The following is a 15,571-nucleotide window of genomic DNA, read 5'->3' on the forward strand; positions in this document are numbered from 1 at the left end:
TGTATGAACTGTAAGTAAATCGCTGATAGAGCACTTTACTTTATGATAATAGTATTCATAAGGAGCATGAAAGCTATTCAAATTTAGAAACATAAAGAAAACTTATGATAATCTATAAGTTTCTTATTATTTACTTATTTAGAAAGTTGTAATAAGATATTATCGTAAGGTATTGAAAAGTTTGTCTACATTTTATATTCAGACAACTTAGTCACGTTTAACAGGGGGGAAACATAATGGTCAAACATAATCCATTTCAATCACGTGCAACTTTTGAAGTAGATGGAAAAACGTATCATTATTATGATTTGAAAGCGCTTGAAAATGCAGGGGTTGGCAACGTATCTCAATTACCATATTCCGTGAAAGTTTTACTTGAATCAGTACTTCGTCAAGTAGACGGACGTGTAATCACAGAAGAGCATGTTACAAATTTAGCGAAATGGGGAACGAAAGATGTGCAAGATATCGATGTTCCATTTAAACCATCTCGTGTAATTTTACAAGATTTCACTGGTGTTCCAGCTGTTGTTGATTTGGCTTCGCTTCGTAAAGCAATGGCAGACATGGGTGGGGATCCTGACAAAATTAATCCTGAAATTACTGTAGACCTTGTAATTGACCACTCTGTACAGGTTGATAGAGCGGGTACGGCAGACGCGCTTGCATTCAACATGGACTTAGAGTTTAAACGTAATGAAGAACGTTATAAATTTTTAAGCTGGGCACAAAAATCATTTGATAACTACCGTGCAGTTCCACCAGCTACAGGCATTGTACACCAAGTAAACCTTGAATATTTAGCACCAGTTGTTCATGCTGTGAAAAATGCTGAAGGTGACTTAGTTGCATACCCAGATTCATTAGTTGGAACAGACTCACATACAACAATGATTAACGGTATCGGCGTTCTTGGATGGGGCGTTGGTGGTATTGAAGCAGAAGCAGGAATGCTTGGACAGCCTTCATACTTCCCAGTACCTGAAGTAATCGGTGTGAAATTAACTGGCACACTTCCAAGTGGTACTACGGCAACAGACGTTGCATTAAAAGTAACACAAGTATTACGTCAAAAAGGTGTAGTTGGTAAATTTGTTGAGTTCTTCGGTAATGGACTAAAGAGTATGCCTTTAGCTGACCGTGCAACAATTTCAAATATGGCACCAGAATACGGCGCAACTTGTGGATTCTTCCCAATCGATGATATTTCATTAGAATACTTACGTTTAACAGGTAGAGATGAAGAGCAAATTCGTATTGTTGAAGAATACTGTAAAGCGAACGGTTTATTCTATACAGCAGATAGTAAAGATCCAATCTACACTGATCTTGTTGAAATTGATTTAAATACAATCGAATCTAACCTTTCTGGACCGAAACGCCCACAAGATTTAATTCCACTTTCAGATATGAAAGATGCGTTCCACAAAGCTGTTTTAGCACCAGTTGGAACACAAGGACTTGGATTTAATGAGCAAGAGTTCGATAAAGAAGTGAAGGTTACATTAGAAGATAAAGAAGTAACGATGAAAACAGGTGCAATTGCAATCGCTGCAATTACAAGCTGTACAAATACATCAAACCCATACGTATTAATTGGAGCAGGTCTAGTTGCGAAGAAAGCAATTGAAAAAGGACTTGTAGTACCTGAGTACGTAAAAACATCATTAGCACCAGGATCTAAAGTTGTTACTGAGTACTTAGATAAATCCGGTTTAACAACATATTTAGATCAATTAGGTTTCCAAACAGTTGGTTACGGTTGTACGACTTGTATCGGTAACTCTGGTCCATTAGCGCCAGAATTAGAAGAATCAATCGCAGCAAACGACTTACTAGTAACATCTGTTTTATCTGGTAACCGTAACTTTGAAGGTCGTATTCATCCTCTTGTAAAAGCAAACTACTTAGCATCACCACCACTTGTTGTGGCATATGCACTTGCAGGTACTGTTGATATTGACCTGAAAAATGATGAAATCGGTAAAGATGCAAATGGCAATGCTGTTTACTTCAATGATATTTGGCCATCAGCTAAAGAAATTGAAGATGTAGTTCAAAGCGTTGTTACATCTGAATTGTTCAAGAAAGAATATGCACAAGTATTTAACAGCAATGAGCGTTGGAATGAAATCCAAACTTCAAACGAAGCTTTATATACTTGGGATAATGATTCAACATACATTCAAAACCCACCATTCTTTGAAGGTTTATCTAAAGAGCCAGGTGAAGTTGAAACGTTATCAGGTTTACGCATAGTTGGTAAATTTGGTGATTCTGTAACAACAGACCATATTTCACCAGCAGGTTCAATTGGTAAGCACACACCAGCTGGACGCTACTTATTAGAAAACGGCGTACAACCAGTTGATTTTAACTCTTACGGTTCTCGTCGTGGTAACCATGAAGTTATGATGCGTGGTACATTTGCGAACATCCGTATTAAAAACCAAATCGCACCAGGAACAGAAGGCGGATATACAACATATTGGCCAACTGGTGAAGTAACATCTATCTATGATGCTGCTATGAAATATAAAGAAGATGGAACAGGTCTTCTAGTTGTTGCTGGTAAAGATTACGGTATGGGAAGTTCTCGTGACTGGGCTGCGAAAGGTACTAACTTATTAGGTATTAAAGCAGTAATCGCAGAAAGCTTCGAACGTATTCACCGCAGTAACTTAGTATTAATGGGTGTATTACCACTTCAATTTAAAGAGGGCGAAAGTGCTGAAACATTAGGCCTTGTTGGTAACGAGTCATTTGAAATTCAAATCGACAAATCAGTTAGACCACGCGATCTTGTAAAAGTAGTTGCAACTGATTTAGATGGCAACGAAAAACAATTTGAAGTAGTAGCTCGTTTCGATAGTGAAGTAGAAATTGACTACTACCGTCACGGTGGTATTCTGCAAATGGTTCTTCGTGAGAAAATCGAAGAGTCAAAAGTGTCGAACTAAATAATTGAAATGAACAATAAGGAAGCTAACAATAGTTAGCTTCCTTATTTTATGGAAAGGGATGAAACCATATGGTTTCATCCCTTTCTTTTTAATATAAAAAATGGGGGAAACGTCATGAAAGAATATAAAAGAATATTGTTACCATTACGACAGGAGAAAATATTAGTTATAGCAGCCATTTGTAGTGGAATTATAGCTGCTATTTTAAACTTATCGCGTCCAATCTTCATGGGGGTAATTGTAGACAATCTTATTCAAAGGGAGTTAAGAAGTGCCTATTTATATATAGCTTTGTTTGCGGGTAGTCGCTTTTTGATGTGGACGAACAATCTTCTATTTGATTATATAAGTTCAAAAGCGAGTCAACGTATATTACAAACGAAACGTATAGAATTATTGCGTCACTATTTCTCATTACCGTTTGAAGAGAGTGAGAAGATCAAGCAAGGGGAGTTAGAAACTTGGGTCGTATCTGATATTCCGAACTGGATCAGATTATATGGCTTTATATTAATAGAGTATATACACGCTATTGCCCAATTTATTGGAGCTTTCATAGCACTACAACATATAGATATACAGTTTATATTGTGGGTAACTCCGTTTTTATTTTTAAGTACAATTGTTCCAATACTGATGGGAAAAAAGGTAAGAGATATTGCAAGCGTTGCTCAAAAAAATCAATCGAGTGTTGTAGAGATGGTGTCACAGTTTGTAAAGGGTATACAAGATTTACGTAGTTTACAAAAAGAAAAATGGGCTATTCGCTTATTTAAAGGAGTAACGGCACAATCTTATAAATCGGAAGTAAAGAAGACGATGATGCAACACTGCATTGGAGTAGTTGGAACAGTGATTGAAACAGGGGCATATATCGTTGTTCTCATTATAGGCGCGCAAAAAATAATGAAGGGAGAAATGGAAGTTGGCTCAATTGTTGCCGTGTTAGCCACAATTGAAATGCTCTTTTTTCCAGTCCGTTACGTTGGCGATTTATTAATGATGACACAAGTTGCAGTCGCTTCGGCAAATAGAATTTTTTCCTTTTTAGATAAACGAGTGGCAGATAGTAAGGTAGAAAGAGCGATGGGGATGACAGTAACAAATGTTTCATTTCAGGAGAATGATGAAGAGAAATGCAGAATTCATAATATTGATTTGCAAATTAATCCAGGTGAACTCGTTATTATTGTAGGAGAAAGTGGCGCAGGAAAAACAACGCTTTTAAAATTAATGACAGGGTTGTATAAACCATCTAATGGTAACATTGTTTATTATGGTGATGAGGCTCGTATGACTACAGTGTGGCAAGAACCTCGTTTCTTTCGGACGACAGTAAAAGAGAATATGTATTTCGAGGAAAAGTGTTTAGAAAACCAGTTAGAAAAAAATATTGAGCTTGTAAATGTGAAGCCGATAATTAGAGGTTTATCGGAAGGGCTTCAAACTGTACTACATAAAAGCGGTGAAGAGTTTTCGGGGGGGGGGAAAGAAAACGTCTTGCATTATTACGTGCCATTGTTTCAAATCCGAATCTTATTATTTTAGATGAACCAACTGCGGGATTAGATCCGAGCAACCAAGAAACTATTTGGAATATGATAGAAGGATTAGGAAGAGAGGTCACGAGAATTGTGGCAACACATGATGTAGAGAAAGCGATACTAGCAGATCGTGTTGTCATAATGAAAGAAGGACGTATTGTTGCATGTGGAAGTCCTAAAAAATTAATAAATAGTCATTCGTTTTGCAAGTGATGTGAATAAAGATAAGAGTACTGCTCTTATCTTTATTCAGCATCATTTATTTGATACTCGATAGATTCTGAATGATTCAGATCAACGTTAAAGGTAGCGGTCGTAAGGAAAGTGGCAATTCCAAGAATTAAGAAAAGGACGAATGAGACTAGAGAGACGTAGAGACAAATACGCCCTACTTTCTTTTTTTTAAGGTCTTTACTAAAGAGTGAAATGATCCATGTAATAATACCGACTGGGTATAAAAGAAAACTAAGAATATATAATGTTGTTTTTTCGAATGAATTCATAAAAAATCCCCCTTTTGTTGTAGGTTTATAACTACGAGAGTAAAAAGGTGAATGGGTCCATAAGAAGATAAGCAACACTTCATTTATTTTTCTAATTATATGATAAAAAGGAAAAAATTTCACTTTAAATAAGAATATTCTAATTATTTCGACTGTGAATATTTCCAAGCTCGTCCGTATAAGCTAAAATAAGGTATATAGTATTTGGGTAATTAGGTTAATAAGAAGATAAATACGTTAGGGTGATATAAAATGTGGCGGAAGCTTACGATTATTGTAGTGTTACTTTGTTTAGCGGGATATGCAGCTTATGAACAATTTGGTAAAAAAGATCAGGCGGTACAAGGGGAGCAAGAAAAAAGTGAAGCTGCTATGAAAGAGATGATTGCAAGTAATGGTATCGAAATAGGGAAGAGTGCGCCAAACTTTGAATTAACGAAGTTAGATGGAACGAATGTAAAGTTATCGGATTTAAAAGGAAAGAAAGTGATTTTAAACTTTTGGGCAACGTGGTGTGGACCATGTCAGCAAGAAATGCCGGATATGGAAGCTTTCTATAAAGAACATAAAGAGAACGTAGAAATTTTAGCAATAAATTATACGCCTTCAGAAAAAGGTGGGGGAGTAGAAAAGGTAAGCAATTTTGTTAAAGAAAAAGGAATTACTTTTCCTATTTTATTGGACAAGAACATTGATGTGACAACAGCGTATAAAGTAATTACGATTCCAACTTCGTATTTTATAGATACAAAAGGTGTCATTCAAGATAAGTTTATTGGGCCGATGACGCAAAAAGAGATGGAGAAAAGAGTTGCTAAATTAAAATAATGGTGAAAAGGTAGAGGTGGAGAGTTCCCATTTCTGCCTTTTCTTTTTCAAGTAGTAATAACTTCATGATATGATGTAAGAAATATAAACGTTTAGAGATAAAGGAGTGTATGGAGTGGGGAATGTATCCTTACCGTTAGATTATGTTGTAATTGATTTTGAAACAACAGGATTTAACCCTTATAATGATAAAATTATTCAAGTTGCAGCAGTGAAATATCGTAATCATGAATTAGTAGATCAATTTGTTTCATACGTGAATCCAGAGCGGCCAATTCCGGACCGAATAACGAGTTTAACAGGTATTACTAATTATCGCGTTTCAGATGCACCGACGATTGAAGAAGTGTTACCTTTATTTTTAGCATTTTTACATACAAATGTTATTGTGGCCCATAATGCTTCTTTTGATATGCGCTTTTTGAAAAGTAATGTAAATATGCTAGGGCTACCTGAACCTAAAAATAAAGTAATTGATACTGTATTTTTAGCGAAGAAATACATGAAGCATGCGCCTAATCATAAACTTGAAACGTTAAAGCGAATGCTTGGCATTCGTTTAAGTTCTCATAATGCATTTGACGATTGTATTACGTGTGCCGCTGTTTATCAAAAGTGTGCAGCTATTGAAGAAGAAGGGAACCGAAAAGTAAATAAGGCTGTGCTTGATGAAACTGCGGTATACGAAGCGGTGAAAGAAATGCTTGTATGTAATAAACGTAATGTAGAATGGCTACGTTGTATGAATGTAGGAAGTTATTTAGATATAAAAGCTTTTTATCCAGTTATGAGAGTAAAGGTAAAAGGGCGAAAGAAATATGTATTAACAGAAATATTAGAAGATGATGTGAAAGAAATATGTACAAGCTTAAAATGTGAACCAGCGTTAAAAAGTGAAGTTGGTAATACGAGAATTATGCTTAATAGCTTAGAGGATGTTATGAAATTAGAAAGTTATATTTTAGAACAGTATGATTTTGTGTTACAGGCGCTTCATGATTATAAAGAAAATGAAATGAATGCAGATGAAAAGTTGAAAGAGTATTTAAATATTATGGTATGAAAAACTCCGTGTGCAATATATTGTACACGGAGTTTTTTTAGGAGTACTAAAACATAAAATTTTCTTACAAATCTGATTAAAGAGTTTTTCGTTTGCTCATACTATGTAATAAGAAAGCGAAGGAGAGAGGGTGAACAACATGAGAAGAAGTCGCCGTAAATCGTTTGAAGAACTTGTAAATGAAAATAAACAACAATTATTAAGCGATCGTGATGCAATTGATCGCATTGAAGAGCGCATCGAAAAACGTTATGAAATGAAACTTTTTAAGCAAGCTGAATAATTCTTAACACTAGTACGATACTAGTGTTAAGGAGGCGATAGTAATGGGTAATCCGAAAAAAAATTCAAAAGACTTTGCACCAAATCATATTGGAACACAATCGAAAAAAGCTGGTGGAAATAAAGGAAAGCAAATGCAAGATCAAACAGGTAAACAACCGATTGTTGATAACGGTTAAAAAGGAGAATGTTATCATTCTTCTTTTTTGTGAGGAAATGAAAGATGAGTTTTTAGCAGTAATATGAAAAAAAGGGCTGACTTTTGTCAGCCCTTTTTCGTAATCGTGAAATTTTCAACGAGTAAACGCCAATTTTGCGGGAATGGTAAACCGATTTTCCAGTAACTAATACCACCTATACCTTGTTCTTTCATTAAATTGAATTTACTTTGAACAGACCGTGAATCTTCAAACCAAACTTCGTGTTGCACGCCGTTTTCATCAAAATAATTAAAATGAGGAGCTTGGGCTGTGAAATCATAACGAATAGGAACATTATATTTACGAGCTAGTGCAACAGCTGCGACGGAGCTAATTGCTTTTGCAGGTGGATTTCCTTGTTTAAATGGAAGTTTCCAATCAAACCCGTATAAATTTTGCCCCATCATAATTTTTTGTGGAGGCATTTGAGATTTTGCATATTGAAGTACTTCTTTCACTGGACCGATAGGAGAAATCGCCATCGGTGGCCCGCCCTGCCATCCCCAGTCATATGTCATAATGACGACGAAATCAACAATTTGCCCTTGCGCTTTATAATCATGAGCTTCGAAAAATTTGCCCTTTTGATTGGAACTTGTTTTCGGTACGAGAGTTGTGCTCAATGTGTACCCACTAGGTAAGCGTGTTTTTACATTTCGTAAAAAGCGATTATACGCCTCGCGGTCTTCAGGTGCTACACTTTCGAAATCGAAATGAATGTCTCGCATGCCATATTTTTCAGCTGTTTGCAAAATGTTAGTAATAAATTTGTTTTGAATCGTTGCGTCGCGTAAAATAACTGATGTTAGATCGGCACTGAAATTACCATTTTCAATATTTGTAATAACGAGCATAGGGATTGTTTTACCTTGCGTTGCAATATTAGCAATTTTAGCTGTTTCAGTAGGTTCTTTTAATGTGCCATCTCTTTTTGCCTCAAAACTAAAATAGGCTAAGTATGTTAAAAATGGATTGATGGCGCGTGTCGCATTAACTAAACTCTCTTTAATCGGTATAGTTGAAGGTTGTAAATAAGCGATGGATTCTACAGCTCGTTTTGTGCCTTTTGGTACATATAATTGTTGTCCGACATGGAGAATAGATTTTAAAGATAAATTATTAACTTTAGCTAAACTAGCGAGGGGGACATTATATGTTTGAGAAATTCGATATAGGCTGTCACCAGGCTGTACATAATAATTATTTCCTTTCGTATTAACGATAAGTGCCTGACCAACAACGAGCGTTTCAGCTGGATTTAGTCCATTGTCTTTTACTATTTCGTCAGGTGTTGATCCATATTTTGATGCCAAGCTATATACGCTATCACCACTACGAACAGTTACAATTTGAATCATATGCTGGCTCCTTTCAGTAAAAGATTCACTGTTTTTATTTTATTTTTGATGTTACTGTATTATGATTAAATGTATGCAAGGTAGCAGAAGTGAAAGAAGGCGAATACATATGTTTGTAGCAGAACATGAAGTTGAAATCCGTTATGCGGAAACAGATCAAATGGGTGTTGTTTACCATTCAAACTACTTAGTGTGGCTTGAGTTAGGTCGCACGAAACTTATACAAGATTTAGGTTTTTCATATGTTGAAATGGAGAAAGAAGGAATTATTTCTCCTGTGTTAGATTTACAAATTTCATATCGTAAAGCGATGCGTTATGGAGAAAAGGCAATCGTAAAAACATGGGTCGATACTGTGAGCCCGCTTCGCGTTGTATATGGATATGAAATATATAATGGTGATGGTGATCTTTGTATTACTGCAAGTACGACGAATATTTGTGCGAAAAAAGAAGGGTTCCGCCCTGTATCATTTAAAAAGTTATATCCTGAGTGGTATGCGAAATATGAGGAAATTAAGAAAAAATAAAAAAGCGTGGCAGAAGCCGCGCTTTTTTATTTTTCATAATTAAATTGTGGGAAGTCGTCACCTTCATGAAGTGTAACAGATAAATTATGTCCATCGAAGAACCATTCATCATCGCCTTCAATAAAGAAGTTAATACCTTCTTCTTGAATTTGAACAGCAGGGTGTGCAGGATCATCTTTACGAATACCTAAAGAAAGTCCTTTTTGCACAGTACTGCAACCACCGTATTGTACGAAAAAGCGTAGTGTTTCATTTGATTGTAAGTTTAATTCATTTTTATACCATTGTGCTGCTTCTTTTGTTACGGAAAGATTCATGTATAGTTCCTCCAAGTTATGTTGCTTTTTCTTTAGTATAAAAAATAACGCAAAAAGACGCTATTAATATGCTTCACGTTTTCTTTTTGCGTTATGTGGGTTACGATCTTATTTTTGCTTTTTTGAAAAGTTTGCTTTTGGTTCAGTTTTATTTATAATTCGTCCGATATTTGCACGGTGTTTATAAATAACCATACCTGCTAATAAACACATCGCAATAATGAAGATTTTATCCCCGCTAACAATGGATGCAATAACAGCAACAACTGCTGTTACCATAGAAGAAAGTGATACGTATCTTGTTGTAAATAAAAGGGTGAAAAATACAACAGCCAATATTGCAAAAACAACTGGTGAATAGCATAATAGCACCCCAGCAGAAGTTGCAACTGCTTTACCACCACGGAATTTCGCGAAGATCGGGTAGACATGTCCAAGAACAGCCGCTAACCCGAACCATAGTGGGTGAATATCTAATCCGAAAATCATTGGTAGACTTGTTGCTAATGTCCCTTTTAAAATGTCAGCAATTGTAACGGTAAAACCTGCTTTTTTCCCTAATGTACGGAATGTGTTTGTTCCGCCTAGATTACCGCTCCCGTGCTCACGAATATCGATTCCGTAGCCAATTTTTCCAACAACTAGTGCAAATGGAATCGAGCCAAGCAAGTAGGCAACGATAAATAAAAGATATGTAGTAACCATAAGTTCAGTCTCCTTTATTCAAATGTGTTGATAAAGGGTAAAAAGAGTTTTTCCCGTATATTGTACCATACATTTGTAAAGAGCACATTTCTTTTTTGTAAATGAAAAATTCATTATTTCGTGAAAAAAATTTCACAGTAATGTTACATTTCTCACAGAAACAGCAAGACTATATGTAGTAACATTTTAATCAAAAGACAACAACATATTGGTGGAGGGTTATAAATGTTACAAAATAATACACGTGGAGAAGAATTAATGAAAGTGTTCGAGACGATAGTCCACGGCAATGAACAAGATTTAATGCAAGAAAATGCAAATGTAGACGGCCGCTCTCCAATGGGTGTAATGGGAACGTTCGCATCTGAGAGTGCAAAATATTATGCTGTTGAGAATTTATTGTCAGATCAAGTGAAAAAAGCGATAAATGAAAATATATTATATCCACATGATTTAGATTTTTATGCGACAGGAACGACGACTTGTTCGCAAATTCCGTTAGCGCAAATGCTTGCTAACGGTTTTCATACTGGACATGGACATATGAGACAACCACAAGACATTAAAAGTGCATTGGCTCTTTCGTCTATTATTTTTCAAGCGAATCAAAATATGCAGCATGGCGGTCAATCGTTTGCACTCTTTGATATTGATTTAGCACCTTATGTACGAAAAACAATTGAGAGACATAAAAAACGATTACAATCATATCCGCTTACGAAAGAACAAATAGAAGAATTTGCATGGAAAGAAACGGAAAATGATACGTATCAAGCGTGTGAGGCTTTCGTTCATAATTCGAATAGTATGCATAGTAGGGGCGGAGGACAAGTACCGTTTATTTCTATTAATTACGGAACAGATACATCAAAAGAAGGAAGAATGTTAATTAAACAACTATTAAAAGCAACACAAGCTGGACTTGGTAAAGGAGAGACACCAATTTTTCCGATTCAAATTTTCAAGATGAAAAAAGGTGTGAATTTTGAAGAAAGTGATCCGAATTACGATTTATTTGAATTAGCATTAGAGACAACTGCAGAGCGATTATTCCCTAACTTTTCATTTTTAGATGCTCCGTTTAATACAGTGCATTATGATGGAAGACCAGAAAGTGAAGTATGTTACATGGGATGTCGTACCCGTGTTATGTCTAATATACATGGAGAAGAAACAGCGATTGGTAGAGGGAATTTATCATTTACGTCTATCAATTTAGTGAAATTAGCGTTAATTAGTGGTTCAAAAGAAGCATTTTTTGAAGCGCTAAACTACTATTTAGATTTAGGAATTAAGCAGTTATTAGAAAGATTTGCGTATCAATGTACGAAGCGAGCAAGAGATTTTCAGTTTTTATATTCACAAGGTGTATGGCGTGGTGGAGAAGCATTGCAGCCTGAAGACTCCGTAGCTTCGATTTTAAAACAAGGGACGTTAAGTGTTGGTTTTATCGGTCTTGCGGAATGTTTAGTAGCTTTAACAGGAAAGCATCATGGGGAAGATGAAGAATCATGGAAACTTGGGTACGAAATTATTTCCTTTATGAGAGATAGAATGGATAAAGCGACAGAAGAACATCAACTAAATTTCTCGATAATTGCAACTCCAGCAGAAGGATTATCAGGAAAGTTTGTGAAAAAAGATAGAGAAGAATTTGGCGTGATTAGCGGTATAACGAACCATAATTACTATACGAATTCATTCCATATTCCAGTTTATTATAACATTCAAGCGATAAATAAAATCCGTTTAGAAGGCCCGTTCCATGCTCTCTGTAATGGAGGACACATTACGTATATTGAACTGGACGGAGCAGCGATGCATAACAAAAAGGCATTAAAACAAATTGTACAAGCCATGGCAGAACATGGCGTTGGATACGGTTCAATTAATCATCCTGTTGACCGTTGTAAGTGCTGTAGTTATCACGGGGTTATTGGAAATGAATGTCCAAGTTGCGGGAATGAAGATGAGGCTAATATAGAAAGAATTCGCCGTATAACAGGCTATCTTGTAGGAGATATGTCGAAGTGGAATAGTGCGAAACGTAGTGAAGAGATAGATCGGGTGAAACATAAATGAAAGTGATGAATATTATTCATGATAGTGTAGTAGATGGAGAAGGATTGCGGACAGTCGTGTTTTTTGCGGGCTGTCCGCATCGTTGTGTCGGTTGCCATAATCCGAAATCGTGGAATATTTGCAACGGAACGGAAATGACAGTAGAAGAAATTGTGAAAGAGATTGCAAGTAATCCATTAACTGATGTAACATTTTCAGGTGGAGATCCATTTTTTCAAGCTGCTGAAGTGAAAAAGGTAGCAAAAATCGTGAAAGATTTGAAAAAAAACCTATGGATGTATACAGGTTATACGTTAGAAGAGATACAGAGTTCCCAAAATAATGATATGATAGAGTTGTTACATTATGGGGATGTTTTAGTCGATGGAAGGTTTGAAATTGAGAAAAAAGATTTAACACTTCCATTTCGCGGAAGCTCCAATCAACGTATTATTCGATTGAAAGAGTAAAAAGGCGGGATAGATTATATGAATAAAACAGTATTGCTTGTTGAAGACGAAAGAAGATTACGTGAAATTGTTAGTGATTATTTTCGTAATGAAGGCTTTGAAGTAATCGAAGCAGAAGATGGAAAGAAAGCGTTAGAGTTATTTGCAGAGCATGAAATTGATTTAATTATGTTAGATATTATGTTACCGGAAATAGATGGATGGTCTGTTTGTAGACGAATTAGAAAAGAATCAGCAGTACCAATTATTATGTTGACAGCACGTTCGGATGAGGATGATACATTGCTAGGTTTCGAATTAGGTGCAGACGAGTATGTAACGAAACCATTTAGTCCGAAAGTGTTAGTAGCTCGTGCAAAGACGTTATTGAAACGTGCGGATGGCGCGGTAGGAGTAGCGGAAGAAAATGCTATGTCTTTAGCTGGAATTGAAGTGAATCGTCTATCTAGAACTGTTTTAGTAGATGGAGAAGAAATTATATTGACACATAAAGAATTTGAACTTCTCGTTTATTTAATGGAGAACAAAGGAATCGTATTATCACGTCAACATTTATTAGACCAGTTATGGGGATATGACTATTACGGTGATGACCGAACGGTTGATACCCATATTAAAAAACTTCGAAATAAGTTAGGAGATAAAGCGAAGCATATCGGTACTGTTATTCGAGTTGGTTATAAATTTGAAGAATAATCTAGAACAATTTGTGTAATTTAGCCTAGGAAAATGGCGATTTTATACTCTCTTTTGAAGGTAGAATGTACAAAAAATACTTTTCTTGTCTACAATGTTAGATAGGAGTATTTTTTTAATTGGATTTCACGATGAGTTCACAAGAAGGACACAAAACGTGACTATACTGAAAATACGAATTCACCAGAGAGGGGAAATAAAACATGGGATATTACGACGGACCAAATTTAAATGAAGAGCATAGTGAAACGAGAGAAGTGAGAAAATCAGGTAGTAAAAAAGGCTATTTCTTCACAGGTTTAGTGGGAGCTGTAGTCGGAGCGGTTTCGATTAGTTTTGCAGCACCATATATGCCATGGGCTCAAAATAATGGAGCACCAGTATCATCATTTAGTTCGGATTCAAAAGTAGAAGGTACTGTAGTTCCTGTTGTAAATAAAGCGAAAAATGAAACTGATTTACCTGGTATGATTGAAGGAGCGAAAGATGTTGTTGTAGGCGTTATTAATATGCAACAAAGCGTTGATCCATTTGCAATGCAACCGACAGGTCAAGAACAACAAGCTGGTTCAGGATCAGGTGTTATTTATAAAAAAGCAGGAAATAAAGCATATATTGTAACAAACAACCACGTAGTAGATGGAGCGAATAAACTTGCTGTAAAGCTAAGTGATGGTAAAAAGGTAGATGCAAAGTTAGTAGGGAAAGATCCTTGGTTAGACTTAGCTGTTGTTGAAATTGATGGGGCTAATGTAAATAAAGTTGCAACTTTAGGTGACTCAAGTAAACTTCGTGCGGGTGAAAAAGCGATTGCAATCGGTAACCCACTTGGATTTGACGGAAGTGTAACGGAAGGTATAATCAGTAGTAAAGAACGCGAAATCCCAGTTGATATTGATGGGGATAAACGCCCAGATTGGCAAGCACAAGTTATTCAAACAGATGCAGCGATTAATCCTGGTAACAGTGGTGGTGCATTATTTAACCAAAACGGTGAAATAATTGGGATTAATTCAAGTAAAATTGCACAACAAGAAGTTGAAGGAATTGGATTTGCTATTCCAATTAATATCGCAAAGCCAGTTATTGAATCACTTGAAAAAGACGGAGTAGTAAAACGTCCAGCTCTTGGAGTAGGTGTCGTTTCGTTAGAAGATGTGCAAGCTTATGCAGTCAATCAATTGAAAGTACCGAAAGAAGTAACTAATGGTGTTGTATTAGGTAAAATTTACCCAATATCACCGGCAGAAAAAGCTGGTTTAGAGCAATATGATATTGTCGTAGCATTAGATGATCAAAAAGTAGAAAATTCACTTCAATTCCGTAAATATTTATATGAAGAGAAAAAAGTAGGCGAGAAAGTAGACGTCACATTCTACCGTAACGGTCAAAAAATGACGAAAACAGCTACTTTAGCAGATAATTCAGCTACAAAGAATCAATAATCGAAATAAAAGAAAGTCTCTTTCATATTGAAAGAGACTTTCTTTATCGGCTATACTAAAGGAATAGGAGGGATTAATTATGACAATTGAAAACCCAACTCGTACGGAAATTGGTGAAGTGTTAAAGAAAAGCAAAACAATTGCGGTTGTTGGATTATCAGATAAGCCAGAACGTACATCGTATATGGTTTCAAAAGCAATGCAAGATGCTGGATACCGCATTATTCCAGTTAATCCAACAGTAAATGAGGTGCTTGGAGAAAAGGCAGTTTCTTCACTAAAGGATATTAAGGAACACGTTGACATTGTAAATGTATTTCGTCGCTCAGAGTTTTTAATGGATGTTGCAAAAGAATTTGTCGAGATTGATGCAGATGTTTTTTGGGCACAATTAGGAGTACAAGATGAAGATACATATAAACTTTTAAAAGAAAAAGACTATACTGTAATAATGGATCGTTGTATTAAAGTAGAACATGCGATGACAAAATAGTATAGACTTAAAGTTAGAAAGATTGATTCAGCCCTCATTATAGATAAGTAGGGCCGATGAACGAGGTGTTCATCATGAGATTTTTTAAAGGCTGTTTTTGGGGATTGTTATTTG

The 15,571-nt window shown here is 35.8% G+C and carries 15 protein-coding genes and 1 pseudogene; 12 read left to right on the forward strand and 4 right to left on the reverse strand.

Annotated elements, in window-relative coordinates; genetic code table 11:
• Window positions 1-236 precede the first annotated feature (236 nt).
• Window positions 237-2,960, forward strand: coding sequence for an aconitate hydratase AcnA (gene acnA, locus DN403_RS08745; RefSeq protein ID WP_000238553.1), 2,724 nt, complete (start codon window positions 237-239; stop codon window positions 2,958-2,960).
• A gap of 117 nt (window positions 2,961-3,077) precedes the next feature.
• Window positions 3,078-4,720 (forward strand): annotated as a pseudogene (locus DN403_RS08750) (ABC transporter ATP-binding protein).
• Window positions 4,721-4,752: 32 nt separating this feature from the next.
• On the opposite strand, the gene DN403_RS08755 reads toward DN403_RS08750, so the two are convergent.
• Complete coding sequence (locus tag DN403_RS08755) at window positions 4,753-5,010, reverse strand: hypothetical protein (protein WP_001083890.1); 258 nt, start codon at window positions 5,008-5,010, stop codon at window positions 4,753-4,755.
• A gap of 252 nt (window positions 5,011-5,262) precedes the next feature.
• Between DN403_RS08755 and DN403_RS08760 the strand changes: the two genes are divergently transcribed.
• The 4 genes from DN403_RS08760 to sspN all read left to right on the forward strand — a co-directional run bounded on the left by DN403_RS08760 (window position 5,263) and on the right by sspN (window position 7,362).
• On the forward strand, window positions 5,263-5,838 hold the full coding sequence (locus DN403_RS08760; RefSeq protein WP_000269061.1) for a redoxin domain-containing protein: 576 nt from the start codon (window positions 5,263-5,265) through the stop codon (window positions 5,836-5,838).
• A gap of 115 nt (window positions 5,839-5,953) precedes the next feature.
• Window positions 5,954-6,901: a 3'-5' exonuclease gene (locus DN403_RS08765; RefSeq protein WP_000528760.1), complete on the forward strand. Its 948-nt coding sequence runs from the start codon at window positions 5,954-5,956 to the stop codon at window positions 6,899-6,901.
• A gap of 139 nt (window positions 6,902-7,040) precedes the next feature.
• Window positions 7,041-7,184 carry an FbpB family small basic protein gene (locus DN403_RS08770; protein ID WP_001254699.1) on the forward strand — a complete coding sequence of 48 codons (144 nt, stop codon included), beginning with the start codon at window positions 7,041-7,043 and terminating at the stop codon, window positions 7,182-7,184.
• A gap of 43 nt (window positions 7,185-7,227) precedes the next feature.
• Window positions 7,228-7,362, forward strand: coding sequence for an acid-soluble spore protein SspN (gene sspN, locus DN403_RS08775; protein ID WP_000527987.1), 135 nt, complete (start codon window positions 7,228-7,230; stop codon window positions 7,360-7,362).
• Window positions 7,363-7,448: 86 nt separating this feature from the next.
• Here sspN and DN403_RS08780 read toward each other — a convergent pair whose 3' ends face one another.
• Window positions 7,449-8,741: a glycoside hydrolase family 18 protein gene (locus DN403_RS08780; RefSeq protein ID WP_000614855.1), complete on the reverse strand. Its 1,293-nt coding sequence runs from the start codon at window positions 8,739-8,741 to the stop codon at window positions 7,449-7,451.
• Between the two features lie 109 nt (window positions 8,742-8,850).
• Between DN403_RS08780 and DN403_RS08785 the strand changes: the two genes are divergently transcribed.
• Complete coding sequence (locus DN403_RS08785) at window positions 8,851-9,270, forward strand: acyl-CoA thioesterase (protein WP_000495808.1); 420 nt, start codon at window positions 8,851-8,853, stop codon at window positions 9,268-9,270.
• 26 nt (window positions 9,271-9,296) lie between these two features.
• On the opposite strand, the gene DN403_RS08790 is transcribed toward DN403_RS08785, so the two are convergent.
• Entirely contained in the window at window positions 9,297-9,587 is a 291-nt protein-coding gene (locus DN403_RS08790; RefSeq protein ID WP_001054452.1) for a HesB/YadR/YfhF family protein, read from the reverse strand.
• A 108-nt stretch (window positions 9,588-9,695) separates the two neighbouring features.
• Window positions 9,696-10,292, reverse strand: a complete 597-nt coding sequence (gene plsY, locus DN403_RS08795; protein ID WP_000258974.1) for a glycerol-3-phosphate 1-O-acyltransferase PlsY — start codon at window positions 10,290-10,292, stop codon at window positions 9,696-9,698.
• A gap of 225 nt (window positions 10,293-10,517) precedes the next feature.
• Between plsY and DN403_RS08800 the strand changes: the two genes are divergently transcribed.
• From DN403_RS08800 to DN403_RS08820, 5 genes are all read left to right on the forward strand, one after another.
• Entirely contained in the window at window positions 10,518-12,374 is a 1,857-nt protein-coding gene (locus DN403_RS08800) for an anaerobic ribonucleoside triphosphate reductase (RefSeq protein WP_016098807.1), read from the forward strand.
• Window positions 12,371-12,823, forward strand: a complete 453-nt coding sequence (nrdG, locus tag DN403_RS08805) for an anaerobic ribonucleoside-triphosphate reductase activating protein (protein ID WP_000867078.1) — start codon at window positions 12,371-12,373, stop codon at window positions 12,821-12,823. The genes DN403_RS08800 and nrdG overlap by 4 nt, the downstream gene beginning before the upstream one ends.
• Window positions 12,824-12,841: 18 nt before the next feature.
• The gene (locus DN403_RS08810; protein ID WP_001044679.1) at window positions 12,842-13,519 is read left to right on the forward strand and encodes a response regulator transcription factor; all 678 of its coding nucleotides are present in this window, start codon (window positions 12,842-12,844) and stop codon (window positions 13,517-13,519) included.
• Window positions 13,520-13,722: 203 nt separating this feature from the next.
• Window positions 13,723-14,964, forward strand: a complete 1,242-nt coding sequence (locus tag DN403_RS08815; protein ID WP_149185394.1) for a S1C family serine protease — start codon at window positions 13,723-13,725, stop codon at window positions 14,962-14,964.
• 79 nt (window positions 14,965-15,043) lie between these two features.
• The gene (locus tag DN403_RS08820; protein WP_000151394.1) at window positions 15,044-15,457 is read left to right on the forward strand and encodes a CoA-binding protein; all 414 of its coding nucleotides are present in this window, start codon (window positions 15,044-15,046) and stop codon (window positions 15,455-15,457) included.
• Window positions 15,458-15,571 lie beyond the last annotated feature (114 nt).

The organism is Bacillus sp. AY2-1, assembly GCF_008368965.1.
GTDB lineage: Bacteria > Bacillota > Bacilli > Bacillales > Bacillaceae_G > Bacillus_A > Bacillus_A thuringiensis_S.

Coding starts and splice junctions, on each gene's coding strand:
- acnA (WP_000238553.1), top strand. CDS start 237: ATGGTCAAACATAATCCATTTCAATCACGTGCAACTTTTGAAGTAGAT.
- DN403_RS08755 (WP_001083890.1), bottom strand. CDS start 5,010: ATGAATTCATTCGAAAAAACAACATTATATATTCTTAGTTTTCTTTTA.
- DN403_RS08760 (WP_000269061.1), top strand. CDS start 5,263: ATGTGGCGGAAGCTTACGATTATTGTAGTGTTACTTTGTTTAGCGGGA.
- DN403_RS08770 (WP_001254699.1), top strand. CDS start 7,041: ATGAGAAGAAGTCGCCGTAAATCGTTTGAAGAACTTGTAAATGAAAAT.
- sspN (WP_000527987.1), top strand. CDS start 7,228: ATGGGTAATCCGAAAAAAAATTCAAAAGACTTTGCACCAAATCATATT.
- DN403_RS08780 (WP_000614855.1), bottom strand. CDS start 8,741: ATGATTCAAATTGTAACTGTTCGTAGTGGTGATAGCGTATATAGCTTG.
- DN403_RS08785 (WP_000495808.1), top strand. CDS start 8,851: ATGTTTGTAGCAGAACATGAAGTTGAAATCCGTTATGCGGAAACAGAT.
- DN403_RS08790 (WP_001054452.1), bottom strand. CDS start 9,587: ATGAATCTTTCCGTAACAAAAGAAGCAGCACAATGGTATAAAAATGAA.
- plsY (WP_000258974.1), bottom strand. CDS start 10,292: ATGGTTACTACATATCTTTTATTTATCGTTGCCTACTTGCTTGGCTCG.
- DN403_RS08800 (WP_016098807.1), top strand. CDS start 10,518: ATGTTACAAAATAATACACGTGGAGAAGAATTAATGAAAGTGTTCGAG.
- nrdG (WP_000867078.1), top strand. CDS start 12,371: ATGAAAGTGATGAATATTATTCATGATAGTGTAGTAGATGGAGAAGGA.
- DN403_RS08810 (WP_001044679.1), top strand. CDS start 12,842: ATGAATAAAACAGTATTGCTTGTTGAAGACGAAAGAAGATTACGTGAA.
- DN403_RS08815 (WP_149185394.1), top strand. CDS start 13,723: ATGGGATATTACGACGGACCAAATTTAAATGAAGAGCATAGTGAAACG.
- DN403_RS08820 (WP_000151394.1), top strand. CDS start 15,044: ATGACAATTGAAAACCCAACTCGTACGGAAATTGGTGAAGTGTTAAAG.